Origin of the sequence: Sphingopyxis sp. (assembly GCF_035998965.1) — a bacterium.
Taxonomy (GTDB): domain Bacteria; phylum Pseudomonadota; class Alphaproteobacteria; order Sphingomonadales; family Sphingomonadaceae; genus Sphingopyxis.
This window is the reverse complement of the sequence record NZ_DASYHE010000084.1, coordinates 23,782-43,825: the sequence shown is the minus strand read 5'-3', so window position 1 is coordinate 43,825 and position 20,044 is coordinate 23,782. Positions and strand designations below refer to the sequence as shown.

At 64.3% G+C, this 20,044-nt stretch carries 20 protein-coding genes; 10 read left to right on the top strand and 10 right to left on the bottom strand.

The features are described 5' to 3' along the window. Nucleotides 1–110: 30S ribosomal protein S21 (gene rpsU, locus VGN68_RS14845; protein ID WP_327477556.1), on the bottom strand; the 110-nt coding region annotated here is incomplete at its 3' end. A gap of 275 nt (nt 111–385) precedes the next feature. On the opposite strand from rpsU, the gene VGN68_RS14840 reads away from it, so the two are divergent. From VGN68_RS14840 to VGN68_RS14825, 4 genes are all read left to right on the top strand, one after another. After that, nucleotides 386–1,150 (top strand): class II aldolase/adducin family protein, encoded by a 765-nt coding sequence (locus tag VGN68_RS14840; protein ID WP_327477554.1) that lies wholly within the window; start codon nt 386–388, stop codon nt 1,148–1,150. Between the two features lie 27 nt (nt 1,151–1,177). Then, complete coding sequence (locus VGN68_RS14835; RefSeq protein WP_293700901.1) at nt 1,178–1,723, top strand: (2Fe-2S)-binding protein; 546 nt, start codon at nt 1,178–1,180, stop codon at nt 1,721–1,723. 135 nt (nt 1,724–1,858) lie between these two features. Beyond that, a complete protein-coding gene (locus VGN68_RS14830; RefSeq protein ID WP_327477553.1) occupies nt 1,859–2,842 on the top strand; it encodes an RcnB family protein in 984 nt (327 codons plus the stop codon). Nucleotides 2,843–2,959: 117 nt separating this feature from the next. Continuing rightward, nucleotides 2,960–4,231, top strand: a complete 1,272-nt coding sequence (locus VGN68_RS14825) for a metal-dependent hydrolase family protein (RefSeq protein WP_327477552.1) — start codon at nt 2,960–2,962, stop codon at nt 4,229–4,231. 96 nt (nt 4,232–4,327) lie between these two features. Here the strand turns inward: VGN68_RS14825 and VGN68_RS14820 are convergent, their stop codons facing one another. Further along, on the bottom strand, nt 4,328–6,907 hold the full coding sequence (locus VGN68_RS14820) for an EAL domain-containing protein (RefSeq protein WP_327477551.1): 2,580 nt from the start codon (nt 6,905–6,907) through the stop codon (nt 4,328–4,330). A 354-nt stretch (nt 6,908–7,261) separates the two neighbouring features. Here VGN68_RS14820 and VGN68_RS14815 point away from each other — a divergent pair, with 354 nt between their 5' ends. Beyond that, nucleotides 7,262–8,146, top strand: coding sequence for a fatty acid desaturase family protein (locus tag VGN68_RS14815; RefSeq protein ID WP_327477550.1), 885 nt, complete (start codon nt 7,262–7,264; stop codon nt 8,144–8,146). 6 nt (nt 8,147–8,152) lie between these two features. Here VGN68_RS14815 and VGN68_RS14810 read toward each other — a convergent pair whose 3' ends face one another. From VGN68_RS14810 to VGN68_RS14795, 4 genes are all read right to left on the bottom strand, one after another. Continuing rightward, entirely contained in the window at nt 8,153–8,632 is a 480-nt protein-coding gene (locus VGN68_RS14810; RefSeq protein ID WP_327477549.1) for an asparaginase domain-containing protein, read from the bottom strand. Continuing rightward, complete coding sequence (locus VGN68_RS14805; RefSeq protein WP_327477548.1) at nt 8,629–9,114, bottom strand: DUF3291 domain-containing protein; 486 nt, start codon at nt 9,112–9,114, stop codon at nt 8,629–8,631. Before VGN68_RS14805 ends, VGN68_RS14810 begins: the two co-directional genes overlap by 4 nt. Nucleotides 9,115–9,223: 109 nt before the next feature. Beyond that, nucleotides 9,224–10,804, bottom strand: a complete 1,581-nt coding sequence (locus VGN68_RS14800; protein WP_414713048.1) for a lysine--tRNA ligase — start codon at nt 10,802–10,804, stop codon at nt 9,224–9,226. Nucleotides 10,805–10,892: 88 nt separating this feature from the next. Beyond that, nucleotides 10,893–11,879, bottom strand: a complete 987-nt coding sequence (locus tag VGN68_RS14795; protein WP_327477547.1) for an NAD(P)-dependent alcohol dehydrogenase — start codon at nt 11,877–11,879, stop codon at nt 10,893–10,895. A 142-nt stretch (nt 11,880–12,021) separates the two neighbouring features. Here VGN68_RS14795 and VGN68_RS14790 point away from each other — a divergent pair, with 142 nt between their 5' ends. From VGN68_RS14790 to VGN68_RS14770, 5 genes are all read left to right on the top strand, one after another. Then, nucleotides 12,022–12,390: a PilZ domain-containing protein gene (locus VGN68_RS14790; RefSeq protein WP_327477546.1), complete on the top strand. Its 369-nt coding sequence runs from the start codon at nt 12,022–12,024 to the stop codon at nt 12,388–12,390. Between the two features lie 71 nt (nt 12,391–12,461). Further along, a complete protein-coding gene (locus VGN68_RS14785) occupies nt 12,462–12,659 on the top strand; it encodes a GIY-YIG nuclease family protein (protein WP_327477545.1) in 198 nt (65 codons plus the stop codon). 173 nt (nt 12,660–12,832) lie between these two features. Beyond that, nucleotides 12,833–15,565: an ATP-dependent DNA helicase gene (locus VGN68_RS14780; protein ID WP_327477544.1), complete on the top strand. Its 2,733-nt coding sequence runs from the start codon at nt 12,833–12,835 to the stop codon at nt 15,563–15,565. Nucleotides 15,566–15,623: 58 nt separating this feature from the next. Further along, the gene (locus tag VGN68_RS14775) at nt 15,624–16,175 is read left to right on the top strand and encodes a SixA phosphatase family protein (protein WP_327477543.1); all 552 of its coding nucleotides are present in this window, start codon (nt 15,624–15,626) and stop codon (nt 16,173–16,175) included. A 68-nt stretch (nt 16,176–16,243) separates the two neighbouring features. Next, nucleotides 16,244–16,861, top strand: coding sequence for a hypothetical protein (locus VGN68_RS14770; protein ID WP_327477542.1), 618 nt, complete (start codon nt 16,244–16,246; stop codon nt 16,859–16,861). Between the two features lie 267 nt (nt 16,862–17,128). On the opposite strand, the gene VGN68_RS14765 is transcribed toward VGN68_RS14770, so the two are convergent. The 4 genes from VGN68_RS14765 to plsX form a co-directional block, all read right to left on the bottom strand. After that, nucleotides 17,129–17,533 (bottom strand): MerR family transcriptional regulator, encoded by a 405-nt coding sequence (locus VGN68_RS14765; protein WP_327477541.1) that lies wholly within the window; start codon nt 17,531–17,533, stop codon nt 17,129–17,131. A gap of 14 nt (nt 17,534–17,547) precedes the next feature. Beyond that, the gene (locus tag VGN68_RS14760; RefSeq protein ID WP_188682454.1) at nt 17,548–17,841 is read right to left on the bottom strand and encodes an integration host factor subunit alpha; all 294 of its coding nucleotides are present in this window, start codon (nt 17,839–17,841) and stop codon (nt 17,548–17,550) included. A gap of 198 nt (nt 17,842–18,039) precedes the next feature. Continuing rightward, the gene (locus VGN68_RS14755; RefSeq protein ID WP_327477540.1) at nt 18,040–19,005 is read right to left on the bottom strand and encodes a beta-ketoacyl-ACP synthase III; all 966 of its coding nucleotides are present in this window, start codon (nt 19,003–19,005) and stop codon (nt 18,040–18,042) included. Then, nucleotides 19,002–20,036 carry a phosphate acyltransferase PlsX gene (gene plsX, locus VGN68_RS14750; protein ID WP_327477539.1) on the bottom strand — a complete coding sequence of 345 codons (1,035 nt, stop codon included), beginning with the start codon at nt 20,034–20,036 and terminating at the stop codon, nt 19,002–19,004. The genes VGN68_RS14755 and plsX overlap by 4 nt, the downstream gene beginning before the upstream one ends. Between the last annotated feature and the right edge of the window lie 8 nt (nt 20,037–20,044).

Genomic DNA, 20,044 nt, shown 5'->3' with positions numbered 1-20,044 from the left:
TCGTAATGACGGCGCAGCTTCATTTCGCGATACACGCCCTCACGCTGCAGCTTCTTCTTGAGCGCGCGAAGGGCCTGGTCGACATTATTGTCGCGAACGATGATCTGCATGTGCCGTGTCGTCTCCGGTTCGTCCAACGATCAAAGTGGCCCGATGTCCGGTCCGCCAAAAATCGCCGATATAAGGGCAATAAAAGAAGCGCCGCGAACCCGCGACGTTCCGATGGCTGGGCCGATAAGAGGATTCGCGGCGAAATGCAAGCCCCTGCGCGGCAAAAAACCCCTGCCCCGCTGACGAGCGATAGGGCCTCCTTGCGGGATTGTGCCGCCCCCTTGCCTTATGGCATAGGTAGCAGGACGAAACTAACAAGACAAAGGGACAGGCCATGGCGACCCAGCTGAAGCGCAACAGCAAATATAGCGAAGCCGAGTGGACGGCGCGGCAGGAGCTGGCCGCCTGTTACCGGATTTTCGCGATGATGGGCTGGGACGAGATGATCTTCAATCACATCACGGTGAAGGTGCCGGATGAGGAAGGGTCGTTCCTGATCAACCCCTATGGCATGCATTTCGGCGAGGTGAATGCGTCGAGCCTGGTCAAGATCGACATCGACGGCAACAAGGTGGACGAGGATAATCCCTGGCATGTGAACAAGGCGGGTTTTGTCCAGCACAGCCTGTTCCACCGCGTACTGCCGGACGCCCACGCGATCATTCATACGCATACGACCGCCACCGTGGCGGTCTGCTCACTTGAAGGCGGACTGCAACCGGTCAACTTCTATGCCTGCAATTTTCAGGGCCAGCTCGCCTATCATGACTTTGAAGGCGTCACCGTCCGCGAAGAAGAGGGCGAGCGGCTGGTCAAGAACCTGGGTGACAAGCGCATCCTGATGCTGAAAAATCATGGTCCCGTCGTGATGGGCAAGAGCCTGCCCGAAGCGTTCATCAAATACTGGTCGCTGCAACGCGCGTGCGAGCATCAGATGGCGACGCTCAGCATGGGAACACCGATCAAGGTCAGTCCCGAGGTGATCGCCGTCCACCAGCGCGACCTGTATATGGCGTCACCCCCCGGCGGCGCCGGTCGCATGGAATTCGATGCGATGGTCCGCAAGATCGACAAAATCGATTCAAGCTGGCGTGACTAATCACGCGTCGGCGCTAAACGAGCCCGCATGACACGATTCTCGGTCAACGACCGTCCGGTCGAATATCGGATGGAACCCGACACGCCCCTGCTCTGGGCGCTGCGTGACGCGTCGAACCTGACCGGCACCAAATATGGTTGCGGCACCGGCGAATGTGGCGCCTGCACCGTGGACATCGACGGCGAGGCGATCCCCAGTTGCATGGTGACGATCGCCGAGTGCGAGGGCCGGTTTGTCACGACGATCGAAGGTCTGTCGCGCGACCGCAGCCATCCGGTGCAGCAGGCGTGGGTCGCCGAACAAGTGCCGCAATGCGGTTTCTGCCAGTCGGGGATGATCATGGCCGCCGCCGCGCTGCTGCGGACCAACAGCAACCCCAGCGATGCCGAGATCGACGCCGCGATCACCAACATCTGCCGCTGTGGCACTTATCCGCGCATTCGCACCGCGATCCGCCGTGCCGGCCGCGTGCTGCGCGGCGAGGATCGGATTGCCGCGGCGCCGCCCCCCGGCATCCGCCCAGAGGATGCCGCGCGCGCCGTCCCCGCGCTGCGCCTGCCCCCCGGCACCTGAGCCCGTTTCGTTCATTTAGCTGAACCGCAGGCAACAGCGCGGTTCAGCCGCCGATCATCTTGCCGCCGGTAACACACAATTCATCATCCCGGCTGGCCTCTCCAGCAATCGGGACATGAGTTGGAGAATGGCGAGATGAAAAAGATGTTCGGAGGGTTGCTGATCGCAGCGACGATCCTGACCCCCATTGCCCCGGCCGCCGCGCAGGCGTCAGGTGAGCGCATGCAATTGGCGCAGCGCGGCGACGGCAATCGCGGCGACCGCGGACCGCGCGGTCCCGAAGTACGCCGCGGCAATAGCGGCGGCGAAGCGCGCGTCCAGCGTCAGCAGGCGCAGCCACGCGCCGAGCGTGTGCAACGCAGCGAGGTGCGCCAGCAGCGCAGCGAAGCGCGTCAACAACAGCGCGCCAATGATCCCCAGCGCCAGGCGCAACGCCAGCAGCGGGGGGATGATGCGCAACGCCAGGCCCAACGCCAGCAGTGGCAGCAACAGCGCGCGGACGGACAGCGCGAGGTTCGCCAGGGCGGCGCCTATGATCGGAACAACGACGGGCGCCTCGACCGCCGCTGGGACCGCAACCGCAACGGCCAAGTCGATCAGCGTTATGATCGCAACGACAACAATCGCGTCGATCGCCGTTACGACCGTAATCGCGACGGCGACCTTGATCGCCGCTGGGATCGCAACAACAACAACCGCATTGACCAGCGCGACGGACGCTATGACCGCAATCGCGACGGTCAGATCGATCGGCGCTACGACCGCAACAATAACGACCGCGTCGATCGCCGCTACACCGACCGCCGGGGCAATTGGAACCGGTCATGGCGCGACGACCGCCGCTACAACTGGCGCGACTATCGCCAGCAGTACAGCAGCCGCTATCGCCTGCCGGCCTATTATTCGCCGTACCGCAACCATCGCTACACGCGGTTCAGCATCGGTTTCAGCCTGGGGTCGCTGTTTTACAGCAGCCGCTACTGGATCAACGATCCGTGGCAGTATCGCCTGCCCCCGGCCTATGACGGCTATCGCTGGATCCGCTATTATAACGACGCGATCCTCGTCGATACCTACAGCGGCCAGGTTGTGGACGTCATCCATGATTTCTTCTGGTAAGTCCTTTCGATTACCCGAAGACAAACTTGAGGGGTCGGCTTGTCCGGCCCCTCTTTTTATGGGCTTGCCTCCCTCTGCACGGAGCGCCACGGTGGCGCATCAGTCAGGGGAAACAGGATGCGCAAAATCGGACTCGCCGCCGCCGCGACGCTGGCGCTGCTCGGCACAACCGCGAACGCCAAAACCACGGTCATCTATGCCGGCCGCGTGATCACCGACGCCGACAAGCCCGCCCAGGGGCCATCGACCGTCGTTATCACCGACGATCGCATCACCTCGATCACCGCGGGCCGTAACGCCGCTCCTGCCGACGCCGAAATCGTCGATCTGGGTGACAAGACCCTGCTCCCCGGCCTCATCGACCTCCACGTCCATCTGACTGGCGACCCTGGAGGCGATTTCCGCAGCGCGGCGGTCGATCCCGACGAGTGGGGCGTCGTCGTTGGAACGAAAAATGCCGGTATCACGCTGCGTGCCGGGTTCACCACGGTGAGGGAGGCGGGATCGGCGCAATATACCGCCTTTTCGTTGCGCCGTGGCACGGCGGCGGGGTTCATCAGTGGGCCGCGGATCATAGCCGCCGGGCCGGCACTATCGATCATCGGCGGGCATGGCGATGTCACGGGCTTTCGCGAAGACGTCCATGACGTGCTCGACGAAGGTTACACCTGCACCGGCGCGCTCGAATGCGCCGAAAAAGTACGCAAGGCATCGCGCGCCGGGGCCGATATCATCAAGATCACGGCGACCGGCGGCGTGCTGTCGCAGCAGGGCCGCGGGCTGGAGGGGCATTTCACCAGCCCCGAACTGCAAAGCATCGCCGACACCGCCCACTCACTGGGGCTGAAGGTGATGGCGCACGCGCACGGCGCGCGCGGCATCGAAGCCGCCGCGGCGGCGGGGATCGACACGATCGACCATGGCACTTTTGCCGACGATGCCGCGTTGAAAGTGATGAAGGCCAAGGGCACCTACCTGGTCCCAACACTGATGGCATTCGAGGGCATCCGCGAGCGGCTCGGCAAGGGCATCTACACCTCGACGGTCGAGGAAAAGGTCCGCATGACGCTGGGCAGCGTCGGCAAGGCGGTGACTCGCGCCAAGGCGCTGGGCGTGCCGGTCGCTTTTGGTACCGACGCCGGGGTGTTCGACCATGGCCGCAATGGCGGCGAGTTTGCCTTGCTGGTCAAGGCCGGCCTGACCCCGCGCGAAGCACTTGCCAGCGCGACAACGGTCGCGGCCAAGGCGCTGGCGATGGAAAGCGAGATCGGCCGCCTTGCTCCCGGCATGTCGGCGGACATGATCGCGGTTTCGGGCGATCCGCTGGCCGATGTGAGCGTGCTGGAAAAGGTCGATTGGGTCATGGTGCGCGGGGAGGTGGCGGATTGATTGTTTAAGTTCGTCATCCCGGCGAAGGCCGGGATCTCGCCGTTGCGCTGTTCCGAGACGGTGAGATCCCGGCTTTCGCCGGGATGACGGAAGCGTTTAAGCAGCCCGCCGTACCAGCCCTCTAGCGGGCGACACCGTCTTCGGTCCCAGCAACGCATCCATATCAACCGCCTTGGCAAATTTCACCCCGACGCGATTGCCCGCCGACCAGCGCGCCTCGGCGCTGAGCATCTGATCACTGCCGAACTCCAGCGTCAGCGGCGTTCCCGGCGGGACGTTCCACAGCCCTTCAACCAGCGCCCCGCGCGGCGACATATTGCGCACGATGGCGTCATATTGGTACCCGCCGCTTGCCACCTGAATCCTACGGAAAATCGTCAGCCGCGGCTCACGCGCGCTTTTGAACCCGCGCGCCTCGACCCGCCCGCCACCGTCGCGCAGCAGCGCCTGTACCGCGGCCAACTCCATCGGACGTCCATAAATGAATCCTTGGACATGGCTGCATCCCAGCCCGCGGATCAGCGCGAGATCGTCATGCGTCTCGACCCCTTCGGCGGTCGTTTCCATGTTAAGCGCGCTCGCCAGCCCGACGATCGACGAGATGATCGCGGCGTTCATGCTGCTGGGATCGGCAGCGCCGAGGACAAAGCTCTGGTCGATCTTGATCTTGTCGAACGGCGCCTTCTTCAAATAGCCGAGCGCTGAATAGCCGGTGCCGAAATCGTCGAGCGCCAGCCGTACCCCGGTGCGCTTCAATTTCTGGAACATCGCCAGATTTTCGGGGCTCTCGTCGAGGAACACCCCCTCGGTAATCTCCAGCTCCAACTGTTCAGGGCGGATGCCCGCCGCCGACACGGCGCTCAGGATCGTCGCGGGCAGTTTTTCGTTGGCGAACTGGCGCGGTGAGACATTGACCGCGACGCGGTAATCGGCGCCAAGCTGCGCGATCGTCGCGCAGGCGGTGCGGATGATCCATTCACCGATCGGCACGATCAGGTTCGATTCCTCTGCAATCGGAATGAATTTTGACGGGCTGATCAACCCTGCGGTTGCGTGGTGCCAGCGGATCAGCGCCTCGAACCCGGTGATCCTTTCGCTGCGCACATCGACGATCGGTTGATAGAGCAATCGCAACTCGTCCTTCGCCAGCTCATCACGCAGCGCGTCTTCGATCGCTTTGCGCTCGCTCGCCTGGTTGTGCATCGCATCGGCATAGAAACGATAGACGCCGCGGCCAGCGTCCTTGGCCGCATAGAGCGCGAGATCGGCGTTGCGGACCAACGCCGATGCCGACACCCCCGGCCCGTCCGACACGGCAATGCCGATCGACGATCCGACGCGGACCTGCTCGCCCTCGATCGAAAAGGGTTTTGCCAGACTCAGGATGATGGCATTGGCAATTCCCGCCAGCTTTTCGGGCTGGTTCAGTTGCGGCACCACAATCTGGAACTCGTCACCGCCCAATCGTCCAACCTGTCCCTTGTCGCCGACGATCTGGGTCAGCCGCCCCGCGACCTGTTGGAGCAACTGGTCCCCGACCGGATGCCCCAGCGTGTCGTTGACCGCCTTGAATCGATCGAGATCCATCAGGAGCAGCGCACATGGCTGCGGTTGGCCGATATGATTTTTGAGCGCCCGTTCGAGCAAGTCGGTAATGTGCGATCGGTTGGCGAGCCCAGTGAGTGTGTCATACCGCGCCAGCTGGTTGATTTCGCGATCCGACCGTTTTTTGTCGGTCAGGTCGGTGCCGCTGCCGCGGAATCCCTGAAAATTGCCGAGCTCATTGCTGATCGGGTGGCCCGAAATCGACCACCAGCGTTCCTCGCCCACCACCGCGGCCCGCACCGTCAACTCCTTGAACGGCGTGCGCGACGACAGGCTGAAGCCCAAGGTACGCTCTTCATTTTCGTCATTGCCGATGCGTTTGCGGATGATGTCGGTAAACGGCCTGCCAAGCAGGTCGGACGCCGGACGGCCCAGCCGCGCCGCCACCGTTGGCGAGATATAGACAAGTTGGCCATGCCGGTCGGTTTCCCAGAACCAGCCGCGCCCGGCGCGTTCGAAATCGCGCATCAGGTTGAGCGCGCGCTGCTGATCGCTGACTAACCGCCGCTCCGCCCGCGTCGCGCGGCGCTGGTAACGAATATCCTCGCGCATCATCACAATCAGCAGGCCCAGAAACACAAAACCGGCGATCGCAAAGGGCCAGGACGCGATGCCAATCGCGCCGCCAAATGCGGTTGCCCCGGCAAAGGCGAAGAACGCGGGACGCACAATCGCCGCGGCCGACGCCGCGACCAGCAGCGATCCGATCTGGATTGCGGTAAAGGCGTCGAAATGGGAGCTGCCATCGGGAACCGCGATCGCGGCGAACATCGCCGCGGCGTTGAGCAGGGTGCCAAGCGCAATCAATATCATGCACAGCATCGCGACGGGGCGCAGCCGTCGGCTCGGCACCGCGCGCGGTCGTCGCATCGACTGGCCGATAACACTCAACATGACATCGCACGGCAACCCGGCCGCCATCACCAACCATTGCGACGGATGATCCAGAAAACCGGCGATCCCCGGCACAAAGGCAAAGGTCAGAAACGCCAGCACACGACCGATCAGCACATAATGCCAGAGCTGTGCCACGCGCATCAGGCTGGTGAGAAACGCGGGCGAATCGAACAACAATTCATCCGTCGATTGTTCGCCGCCCGTCGGCCGGATAATGCTGCGCCGAACGCCCAATTTTCCGCTTGTCCTGCTCGTCTGGTCCACCCGGTTCAGTGGCCAAATAGAGGTTGCCAAATCCTTACCGCGGCGCGGGCGTTAACCCCGTTCTTGTGCCATTATGGACGCTATTCCGTTTCGCATCGCAACTTGATATAGCAGGTTACGCCCGCCGTCCGTCTCCTCCCGCCCGACCGCTTTTTCGACCGCAGCCAATGGGCGGCGATCACCACCGCGTCGCGCTGGCGCGGCATCTGGCTCGTCGCCCATGCGTGGATCGTCAGCATCGCGCTGGTAGGTGCTGCCGCTTGGTTGCAGAACCCGCTGGCGTGGCTGGTCGCTGTGATCTTTGTCGGCGGGCGCCAGCTCGGCCTCGCGATCCTGATGCACGACGCGGCGCACGGCTTGCTGCATCCGGTGCGCAAGACCAATAATTTCCTCGGCCAGTGGCTGACCGGGGCCGCGGTTGGTTCGGACCTGATCGCCTATCGCACCTATCATCTGCAGCATCACAAATTCACCCAGCAGGCCGAAGACCCCGACCTGGCACTGTCGAAGCCCTTTCCCACCACCCGTGCAAGCCTGGGCCGCAAGATACTGCGCGATCTGACCGGGCAGACCTTTTTCAAACAGCGCATGGCGCAATTCGGCTTCGCGCTTGTCGGGCTGAAAGCGATGCTGCGCGGCGAAACCGCCGAAAAGGGCCGCGCCAGCACCACGGCGGGGACGCCGTTCAACAAACAATCCGACGACGGCATGACGTCCCCGACCGCCGATGTTGCAGGCGCAATGGCGGTGGCGCGCGCGGTCGGGCGGTTCCTGCTGGTGCAGGCGGCGCTGCTCGCCGCCTCGCTCGCGCTCTATGGCTGGACGCCATACCTGCTCTGGCTCGCCGGGCTGGCCACAACGTTCCAGTTGTACTTGCGCATCCGCAACATCGCCGAACATGCCTGCACCACGACGGGCAGCGACGATCCGTTCACCCATGCCCGCACCACGCACGCCGGCTGGCTCGCCCGGGCGACGGTTGCGCCATATTGGGTGAATTATCATGCCGAACATCATCTGTTCATGGGGGTGCCCTGTTACCGGCTGGCGGAAGTCCATGCGATGCTGGGCCGCGCCGGACGCCACGAATCGATGACGATCGCACCGGGTTACGCCGCGGTGCTGCGGCAAGTGACGTTGAAGGGCTGAGCCGCGCTACTGCGCGACGAAACGCGCGCCGGCGCGGTCCTTCTCGGTCGTCGCCGGATCAAAGATCATTCCGTTCATCGCGATATAGACCCCCGGCGGCAAGATCTGCGCCGCCGCCAGCGCAAAGCCGACGTTGAATTCGGCGTCGCTCGCCCGCACCGACGCGGGTTGCATCGCGCCGGTCATCACGATCGTCTTGCCCGCGATTCCGGCCAGCGCACGGCCGGTGACGACCATCGTGTCGGTACCGTGCGTGACCAGGATGTGCGCCGCTTCGCTGCCCTCGACTGCGGCGCGGATCGCGTCGCGGTCGGCATCGTCCAGTTCCAGGCTGTCCTTGCGCATCAGCTGCGTCACCCGGTGCGGAACATGGACATTATTTTCGCGGAGCAAATCCGGGATCGCCGCGGGCCCGATCTGAAATTCGCTCAAGGCGTCGAAATAGACTTTGTCGATCGTCCCGCCGGTGGTGAAAATTTCGATCATGCGCATTCGTCCTGCACCGGTTGCGCCGGTGTGCCATCGGGTGCAGCAAAAGGCTGTTTGAAGGAGAAAGCGGTTGCCGTCGGGCCGTTAGCGGCAAGACTGTCGATCCGCGCGATGCCCTCGGCCACCGTCGGCCGATGCCCGGCCGGAACCCACCACAGCGCCTGGAACACTTCAATGTGATCGAACCACTCCTTGCGCCGCCGCATGATCGCCAGATGTTCGGGTGCGCGATAAACGAACGCAGCGAGCGCATCGACGTCGCGCCATACCGACATATTGGCGATGATGTGCGGATCGTCGGTCACCGGCACGTCGGTGGCGTCATTGCCCTCACCCACCAGCCGCCAGACAAAACCCTCGCTCGCCTCGGCAATCGCGTTCACCGCGTCGAGCGCGTCCATGAAATCGCGGTTGGCGACATGGTCGGCGGGCAAGCGAAACCGCGCGATATTGATCTGCGCCAGTTCATACTCCGCCATGTCATCCTCCCAACAATTCCCGTTCGCATCGAGCGAAGTAGAGATGCCCATCGGTTGTACAGTCTTCAGCGTGTCTCGACTTCGCTCGACACAAACGGATCGAAAAAGCTTACGCCAGTGCCTCGGCGATCAACCGCCGCGTGTTGTCGATCCCGAACAACGCAATAAAGCTGCCCATCCGCGGCCCGGCGCTCGACCCGAGCAGGGTTTCGTACAGCGCCTTGAACCAATCGCGCAGATTTTCAAAGCCATAGGTCTCGTTCTTGCCGATCTCGTACACAATGTTCTGGATGTCGTCGGCGCGCGCGTCGGCGGGCAGCGCTGCGAGCTTCGCGTCGAGTTCGCGCAGCGCAGCACCTTCGCTGCCTTGCGGCTTGCGGCGGTTCAGCGTGGGAGCAACATAATCGCGGTTATACGCCATCGCATTGTCGATCAGCCGGTCGAGCTCGGGATAGCTCGCGGCGTCGGCGCCATCGACATATTGACCAAGATAGCGCCAGATCTGGTCCTTAGACGCATCCGCCCCCATCACCCCGACGAGGTTGAGCAACAGCCCGAAGGTCACCGGTAATTCGGTCGTCGGCACCTCCTGCCCGCGCGCGACATGGACATGATGCACCGGATTGCCGAGCTTCTTGTCGGCATCCTGCGCCGGGTAATTGCCGCGCATCTGCAGATATTCGTCGACCGCCTTCGGGATCACGCCGATATGCAACTGCTTCGCCGCCTTGGGCTCGCGATAGGCGAAGAAGGCCAGGCTCTCCTCGCTGCCATAATCGAGCCATTGCTCAAGGCTGAGACCATTGCCCTTAGACTTAGAGATCTTCTCGCCCTTTTCGTCGAGGAACATCTCGTAAATCAGCCCCTCGGGCTTGCGTCCGCCGAGCGCCTTGGCGATCTTGCCCGACTGCACGCCGCTGTCGGTCAGGTCCTTGCCGTACATCTCGTAATCGACGCCCAATGCGACCCAGCGCATCGCCCAGTCGACCTTCCACTGCAGCTTGGCGCCGCCACCCAGGATGGAATGCGTGATCGTCTCGCCCTGATCCTCGAACGACACCAGCCCGGCATCGGCGTCGACGACGGTCACCGGCACCTGCAATACGACACCCGAGGTCGGGCTGACCGGCAGGATCGGCGAATAGGTCGCGGCGCGCTCGGCGCGCAGCGTCGGCAGCATGATGTCGAGAATGTCCTGATTGTGGCGCAGGACGTTCTTTAGGGCGTCGTCGAACGCGCCCGACTTGTACCGCTCGGTCGAGCTGACGAATTCATATTCAAAGCCAAACCGATCCAGAAACTCGCGCAGCATCGCATTGTTATGATGCGCGAAACTTTCAAACTTCTCGAACGGATCGGGGACGTCGGTCAGTGGCTTGCCGAGATGTTCGGTGAGCATTGCGTGGTTCGGCACATTGTCCGGAACCTTGCGGAGGCCATCCATGTCATCGCTGAAAGCGACGAGCCTGGTCGGTGCGCCCGTCATTTCCTCATAAGCGCGGCGGACCATCGTCGTGCGCAGCACTTCGTTGAAAGTGCCGATATGCGGCAGCCCCGACGGGCCATAACCCGTCTCGAACAACACCGGCGCGCCGTCCGGCTTGCCATCCGGATAGCGTTTGACCAGCTTACGCGCTTCCTCAAAGGGCCAGGCCTTGGACGCGAGGGCGGCAGCACGAAATTCGGTCACAACAATCTTCCGGTACACGGGTGATAGGGGCTTCGCCCTTTCCCGCTTTTGCGCGTTTTTGCAAGCGCGCGATGTCCCGCAACCGGCGCTAGCTCTGCGCTGTCGGGTCAATCAGGATCGCCACCGATCCCCGTTTGCGCCCGGTATCGACATAGGCGTGCGCGGCGGCAATGTCGTCAAAGGCGTAAGTGCAATCGACCACCGGCCGCAGCACGCCGCTTTCGACCAAGGTGGCCAATTGCCCGACATGCTCGGGCCGCTCGGTGGCCGGACCGGCGACGACGCGCCGCCCCTGTCGCCCCGGCGCCCCGATGGTCGCCAGCATGTCGGGCAATCCCGCCGCAATCGCGACAAAACAGCCACGCGGCCGCAGCAGCGGCAGCGCCTGACGCGTCACCATGCTGCCCGTCGTTTCGAAAATGACGTCATAGGCGCCCGGCTGGCCGCGGAAATCGGTAGTGCTGTGGTCGATCACCGCCCCCGCCCCCAGCCCCCGCACCAGATCGGCGTTGCGTCCGCTGCACACCGCGGTCACGACTGCACCGCGGTGGCGCGCCAGTTGGACCAGCGCCGATCCGACCGCGCCCGATGCCCCGACCACCAACACCCGATCGCCCGCGGACACTGCCGCGACATCCAGGAAATGGAGCGCGGTGCTGCCCCCGAAGCACAATGTTGCCGCATCGACAAAGCTGAGGCTGTCGGGCTTGCGCGCCATCGCGCCGGTTTCGGCAACGCAGCGATATTCGGCATGGCACCCCATTTTTCCGCCCGGAAATGCCATTACTGCATCGCCGGGGCGGTAGCGGGTAACGTCGACGCCCACGGCATCGACAATCCCGGCGATCTCGGTTCCCAAAATCGGCTGGCGCGGACCCCGAAAGCCCAAAAACGGCCGTGCGATCAATCCCAGGCCGGTTGGAAAGCGCGCCGCGCGCATCCGGCTGTCGCCCGACGTTACCGACGTGGCGATCACCCGGACCCGGACCTCATCCGCAGCCGGATGAGGCATCGGCACGTTCCGAAATTCCAGCACCTCGGGACCACCGTAGCGCGGGCAGACAACGGCTCTCATCGGCGAATCCTGATTTGGAGAGTGGGGAGGCGCCCTTGTCCATATTTCGGCGCGGCGCACCAGCCGCCGCCATGTACCGGGGCATCGCGGCGGCCATGTATCGTTACCGGAAAATTTACCATCCGGGGTCTAGCATCGCGCCATGGACCATATCCGCATCCCGCAGCCCCGTAGCCAGCCCCGTACCGCCGTCGCGCTCGACGTCACGGTGAACGGCGTCCTCAACCTTGTTGACGGCCAGATCACCGATTTGTCCGAAGGCGGGGCGCGGATCGACGGGGCCAGCATGCCGGCGCGCTCGCGCTGCGAAATTCATTATGGCGGCGAGATTGTTTATGCGGTGGTGATGTGGTCGGAAATCGACCGCATGGGCGTCCGTTTCCCTTATGAACTCACCCACGGCCCGCTCTACAAAGCCCTGACCCGCGCCCGGAACGCGGTCAACATCGACCCGGCGCAAATCTTCCTGAGCAACCGCGCGCCGCTATTCGGGCGCCGCGGGTTGAGCTGAACCAAAACGGACATAAAATCCGTTCGCCCTGAGCTTGTCGAAGGGCTGTTCTTTCTTTTACGCCGATCAGCATGAGCTTCTGGGCGTATATCCTGCACTGCCGCGGCGGCGTTTTCTATACCGGCCACACCGACAATCTGCCGCGCCGCATCGCCGAGCACGAAACGGGCGTCATCGTCGGCTTTACGTCTGACAAATTGCCCGTCCCCTTGTCTGGAGCCAAGAGTTCTCGACGCGGATGGAAGCCTTGGAAGCCGAACGCCGAATAAAGGGCTGGAGCCGCGCCAAGAAGATGGCCCTGATCCGCGGCGATTGGGACAGGATTTCGGAGCTGGCAAAAGGCAAGAACGGTCCTTCGACAAGCTCAGGACGAACGGATAAAAGGTAGCTTCAGGTCGCCATTCGCCTTGCCGCGTTCGCCTTTTGTCCCTACCCTTCATCCATGCCCCCCGCGCCGCCCCCCTTGCCCGCGATCCATGCCAGCCATGTCGGCATTTGGATCGCCGATGCGCAGGGGCGCGTGCAGCGGGTCGGGCGCGGTGAGGCGATTGCGGCGGTCGCGGCGACTCCTCACCTGCTGCTCAATGCGACGCTGACCGGCGATCGGCTCGGCTATCCCGAGCTGTCGGGGCTCGACCTGCTCGAACTCTTCGCCTTCCTTTATCCCGCGCGCTTTGCCGTGCCGACCCCGGCGGGAATCGCCGCGACGATCGGCATCACCCCGCCGAAAGCCGAGGAAGACATCGCTGCATTTCTGCCGCAGGCGACCGCGGCGATGCTCGTGGGGATCGACGACCCGGCCTGGCCCGAACGCGGAGGTGCCTGGCACGGATTGCAAGCCCTCGCCCGCCAGCGCTGGCCATGGGCGCCGCTGGTTCAGCCGCGGCTGACCGTTCCGGATGCCAACGAACGCTGGCTGTTCGCGCGCCTGCCCGAATGGGAGGAGGCCCCGCCGCGCCCCGCGCCGCGCCAGGTTCGCATCAACCCCGACGACGTCACCGCGCGGCTCGACCGCCTGACCGGCGATGGCGCGGAGCGGCGGCCGGGGCAGCAGGATTATGCGCGCGCCACCGCCGCGATCTTCGAACCGCGCGAGCGCAAGGACGCACCGCAGATGCTGGTCGCCGAGGCGGGAACGGGGATCGGCAAAACGCTTGGCTATCTCGCCCCCGCCAAGCAGTGGATCGACCAGTCGGCAGGCAGCGTCTGCATCTCGACCTTTACCAAGGCGCTGCAACGGCAATTGTCGCGCGAGACCGAGCGGCTGTATCCCGACGCCGCGACCCACCGCGAAAAGGTTGTGGTGCGCAAGGGCCGCGAAAACTACCTGTGCCTGCTCAATCTGGAGGACGCCTTGCAAGGCGGCTTTTCGGGCCGCGCCGCGATCCTGGCGCAGCTTGTCGCCCGCTGGGCCGCCTATACCCGCGACGGTGATATGGTCGGCGGCGACCTCCCCGGCTGGCTGCCCGCGCTGTTCCGCCGCAACGGCACCACCGCGCTGACCGACCGGCGCGGCGAGTGCATCTATGCGGGCTGTCCGCATTTCCGCAAATGCTTCATCGAACGCTCGGCACGCGCTGCGACGCAGGCCGACATCGTTATCGCCAACCATGCGCTGACGATGGTGCAGGCGGCACGCCCGCGCGACGGCGGCGCGCCTGCGACGCGACTGATCTTCGACGAAGGCCATCATCTGTGGGATGCCGCCGATTCGATGTTCGCCGCGGCGCTGACGGGCCAAGAAGCCGTCGAGATCCGGCGCTGGGTGCTGGGGCCAGAGGGCAAGTCGCGCGGGCGGCGGCGCGGGCTGGCGGCGCGGCTGGCCGATGTCGCCAGCTATGACGAGGCGGGCGAGCGCGCGATTCAGGCGGCGATTACTGCCGCCGCCGAACTGCCCGGCGACGGCTGGCTCGGGCGCCTGTCCGAGAATGATCCGTGGGGGGCGATCGAGCGGCTGCTCGCCGCGGTGCGCGGACAGGTTTACGCACGCGCCGTCGACACGCGCACCGCCGATGCGGGCTATGGCCTCGAAACCGAGCTGGCCCATCCCGACGCGGCGCTGGTCGCTGCCGCTGCGGCCGCCAGCGACGCGATCGAGGCGCTCCTCCGCCCGCTGCTGGCGCTCGGCAAACGGCTCGACGCGCTGGTCGATGATCCGCCCGACTGGCTCGACGGACAGGCGCGCGCCCGCGTCGATGGCGCGCGCCACAGTCTCGGCACGCGGGTTGATACGCTCGGCGGCTGGCTGTCGCTGCTCGGGCGCGTCGGCGGTCCGGCCAATCCCGATTTTGTCGATTGGCTGGCGATCGACCGTTACGACGGGCGCGAATTCGACACCGGGCTGCACCGCCATTGGCTCGACCCCGCAAGGCCGATCGCCGACATCGTCTATCGGCCGGCGCAGGGCGTGTTGGTGACCTCGGCGACGCTGCGCAGCGGGCATGGCGCACAAGGCTGGACCGAGGCCGACATCCGCACCGGTGCGCGCCACATGGACGGCGGGGTCCAGCATTTCGCGGTCCCCAGCCCGTTCGACTATGCGCGCCAGTCGGAGGTGCTGATCGTCACCGACATCGCGCGCGGCGACCTGCCCGCGCTTGCCGGGGCGTACAGCCGGTTGATCGAGGCGTCGGGTGGCGGCGCGCTGGGCCTGTTCAGCGCGATCCGGCGGCTGCGCATCGTCCACGCCCGGATCGCCGACCGCCTCGCGCGCGCGGGCCTCCCGCTCTATGCCCAGCATGTCGATCCGCTTGACACCGGGACGCTCGTCGACATCTTCCGCGCCGACCCGCACGCCTCGCTGCTCGGCACCGATGCGCTGCGCGACGGGGTCGATGTCCCCGGCGAATCGCTGCGACAGGTGATCATGGAGGGCGTGCCTTGGCCGCGACCGACGATTCTCCACGCGGCGCGGCGCGCGGCGCAGGGCGGCAGCGCCTATGACGATATGGTCATCCGCGGCCGCATCGGGCAGGCGTTTGGCCGCCTGATCCGCCGCGCCGATGATTTCGGCCAGTTCGTCATGCTCTCGCCCAGCTTTCCTTCGCGGCTGCTCAGCGCCTTTCCCGAAGGCACCCCGATCCGCCGCCTGCCGCTCGACGAAGCGGTCAATCATGTCGCGGCAGCGAATGTCGAAAGGCGAAAAACCGCCTTTCCAGCCTTTTCACGGTCATAAGTTTGCGGCACAAGGCGGCTCGAACGACGGCATAAGCGCGAACGCGCGGGGGAAGATTTTGAAGACTTTGACGATCCTGCGCCACGCCAAATCGGGTTGGGATGTCCAGGTCGAGCGCGATTTCGACCGCCCGATCAACAAGCGCGGCCAGCGCGGCGCCGAAATCATCGGGCAATGGCTCAAGCGCCAGAAGCTGACGATCGACCGCATCATCGCCTCGCCCGCGGTGCGCGTGACCGAAACCCTCGACATCTTCCAGCCCGCCGCGGACCTCGACACGCTTGAGCCGCATTGGGACCGCCGCATCTATCTGGCTTCGGCCGCGACGCTGATCGACGTGATCCGCGACACCGGCCGCGATGCCGAACATCTGCTGATTTCGGGTCATAATCCGGGGCTGGAGGATCTAATCCTGATGCTTGTGCCCGACACGAGCGGCGACGAGCTGCGCGGCGAGGTCGAGGAAAAGCTGCCGACGTCGGCGCTGGCCCGGCTCGAACTCGACATCGCCGACTGGCACGACCTCGACACCGGCATGGCCCGCTTCGCCGCCTTCATCCGCCCCCGCGACCTGGACCCGACGCTGGCACCTGCGATGGATCATGATTAGGCCGACGCTTTGGGAGACGAATGACGTGCTTCGCAACCCTACTGCGAGCTTGGATTGGAGGGACGCGTATGCGGGGAATTCGACTGACGGCAGTGGTCGCCTTTGTAACAATGGGAGTCAGCGTCCCTGCCGCCGCGCAATTTGCTGCTCCCAATCCTGATGTGTTCGCAGGCGCTGAAGATCAGCAGCGGGCACGGCTGCTCGATCAACCTTGCACCGATGCCGATGAGGGGCACGGATGCTATCGCTACGATGGCCGATTAATACGGGAAGCCCCCTGTACATATCACATTGAAACTGGAGTGATCGCGTCGAAACCTACCGATCAATGCTATAAGATGGAGGCTCCCCGTAATTATCGAGGCGTTTGGGTGGACGAGTTCGAGGGCCAAGCGTTCATACCCGAGGGTACGAAAGCACCCGAGTGGCCACGCGACGATCTAAAGTCACCCGAATGGGACAAGGAAGCGGATCGGGCCATTGCTGCCCGGATCTGGCTTGATGTCGAACGTGTCGACCTGAATGAAGAGAGGCGGCGAAGCGGGCGTAAGTTTTTCATCGAGTTCATCGGCCGCAAAACGATGTATCGCGGCAACTATGGCCATTTTGGCATGTCAGGTCACGAGATCATCGTCGATCGCGTGATTTCCCTTCGGGAATGTCCCGAAACAGGGGCTTGCAGTTGAAAGCTGCCTGACAGCCCCAACCCAAACGCTCCTCTCCGCTCAAAAAGAAAACGCTTTCCTACATTATTCCGCTGTGCCAGCCTTTGTCTCAGCTCTTTCAAGATGTGCGTTGGAAGCGTTCGCTGTCCGGCATACCGGTTCGGCCAGGTACAGATCGCCATCCGTCCGCCGAGCGCGACAAATCTGGGGCTGCAATAGGCTGAACTTTCCTGAACTTTGGAATGTTCAAGAAGCTCATGCACCAACCGCATCGCGGAACTCGTCGCTCTAACCGAGCGCGGCCGCCAATCGCTGGCGCAGCGCGACGAGCGCCGCGACCGGTACACTATGCGCCTGTCCGATGGCGCCATTCCCGGTAGCGGGCTGAGCGCGGGTTTCAATTGCGGGTGCCTCAACGCCCTTCGCCCCCATCTCCGACAACGCCTTGCGCGCGCCCTCGACCGTGAACCCCTGCACATGCAGCAGATGATGGATCCGCTCGGCCAGCGCGACATCCTCGGCGCGGTAATAGCGGCGGCGACCTGAGCGCTGGAGCGGCTTCAGTTGCGGAAAGCGCGTTTCCCAATAGCGCAGGACGTGCGTCGGCACCCCGATCCGATCGGCCAGCTCGCCGATCGCGAGCATGGCGCCGGACGCCTTGCCGTTCTCATCCGGCACGTCAAACTCCACCATGGCCGACGCCGGGATTATTTACCGGCAACGCGCGCACGCATCGTCTGGCTGGCGCGAAAGGTCATCACGCGGCGCGGCAGGATCGGCACTTCGATGCCGGTCTTGGGATTGCGCCCGACCCGCTGCGCCTTGTCGCGCAGGACAAAAGTGCCGAAGCCCGAAATTTTGACATTCTGCCCGCCTGCCAGCGCGTCGGACATATGGTCGAGAATCGATTCGACGATCGTCGCCGATTCGTTGCGCGACAAACCGATCTGCTGGTTGATCCGCGTTGCGATATCGGCTCGCGTAAGCGTCCCTGCGGTCATGATGGTCCCTCCCCTCAAAAAGCAAATATGGTCGAACCGGTCCCGGACAGCCCCCACCGTCACGAGTCCCGTGCCCCTATGTAACAAAAGCGAATTAATCCGCCAAACTGAAACGGATGGAGCGAAGAGTTAATGCGGTGAAGCCTGTGTGGCCGCTAGCGGGCCAAGCCCACCCCCTAAAGGAGAAGAGCTATGATCCTAAAACCGCAGGACCGCCGCGCCCCAGGTAAAGCCGCCGCCCATCGCCTCGAGCACCACCAGATCGCCGCGCTTGATGCGCCCGTCGCGCACCGCGAGGTCGAGCGCGAGCGGCACCGACGCCGCCGAGGTGTTGGCATGTTGATCGACGGTCAGCACGACGCGCTCGGCGGGCAGGCCCAGCTTTTTGGCGGTCGCGTCGATGATCCGCTTGTTCGCCTGATGCGGCACGACCCAGTCGATCTGGTCGGGCGACAAGCCGACATCGGCCATCACTTCGCCGAGCACCGACGCCAGATTGGTGACGGCATGACGAAACACTTCGCGGCCCTGCATACGGACATGGCCGACAGTGCCCGTGGTCGACGGGCCGCCGTCGACATAGAGCATGCCCGCATATTTGCCCTCGGCGTGCAGCCGGGTCGCGAGAATGCCCTGATCGTCGTCGACGTCCTTTGCCGACAGCACCACTGCCCCCGCGCCGTCGCCGAACAACACGCAGGTCGTGCGATCTTCCCAGTCGAGGATGCGGCTGAAGGTTTCCGATCCGATCACCAGCGCATGCTTGGCGGCACCGGTGCGCAGCATCGCGTCGGCGACCGACACCGCATAGAGAAAGCCCGAGCAGACCGCGGCGACGTCAAAGGCGATGCAATCGGGGGCGCCGATCAGCGCCTGCACCTTGGTCGCGCTGGCCGGGAATGTATTGTCGGGGGTCGCGGTGGCGAGGATGATTAGTCCGATGTCCGACGGTTCGAGCCCGGCCGCCGCCATTGCCTGTTGCGCCGCCGCGGCGCCCAGCGTCGCGGTCGTCTCGTCGGGCTCGGCAATATGGCGAAAGCGGATGCCGGTGCGCTCGACGATCCATTCGTCGCTGGTGTCGACGCGTTCCGCCAGTTCGGCGTTCGACACGCGGTTGCGCGGCAGCGCCGACCCCGTGCCCGCCAGAATCGCGCGCAAGGTCATGCGGCGTTGCCGCTGCGGAAATTCGCCAGATCGTCCGTCACCTGGCGCGTAATGTCCTTTTCGATCAGCTCGGCGCACAGGTGGACGCAATTGGCGACCCCCTTCGCATCAGCGCTGCCATGGCTTTTGAGGACGACGCCGTTGAGGCCTAGGAACACCGCGCCATTATGGTTGTTGGGGTCGAGATGATGGCGGAGCAGCTCGGTCGCGGGCCGCGAGATCAGAAAGCCGATCTTCGAGCGCGTCGAGCTGGTAAAGGCGCGGCGCAGCAGATCGGTCACGAAACGCGCCGTCCCCTCGATCGTCTTGAGCGCGATATTGCCCGAGAATCCGTCATGGACGATCACATCGACATCGCCGCGCGACAATTTGTCGCCCTCGATGAAGCCGGTGAACTCCATCGGCAGCCCCTTCGCGTCGCGCAGCATCGCCGCAGCATCGCGAATCTCGTCAGTGCCCTTCAGCTCTTCGGTGCCGATGTTGAGCAGCGCGACGCGCGGGCGCGGGAGCCCCATCGCGGTGCGCGCATAGGCCGCGCCCATCACCGCAAATTGGGTGAGGTTGGTTGCGTCGCATTCGGTGTTGGCACCCAGGTCAAGCATGACGACATCGTTGTCGCCCAGCGTCGGCAGCAGCGCCGCGAGCGCAGGCCGGTCGATCCCCGGCATCGTGCGCAGCGCCAGCTTGGCCATCGCCATCAGCGCGCCGGTGTTGCCCGCCGACACGGCGCCGCCCGCGTCGCCGCGCTTCACCGCGTCGATCGCCAGCCCCATCGAGGTGCTTTTCGCCTTACGGATCGCCTGGCTCGGCTTGTCCTCGCCCGTCACCACGCCGTCGGTGTGGATGATGTCCGACGCCGCGCGCAGATTGGGGTGGTTTTCGAGCGCCGCCTTGATCTGCACCTCGTCGCCGACGAGGATGAAGCGCAGGCCGTCATGCTTGTGGCGCGCCATGGCGGCGCCGGCGAGCATCATGCGCACGCCGACGTCACCGCCCATCGCATCAATCGCGATTCGCGGTGTCAGTGCCATGTATTTGC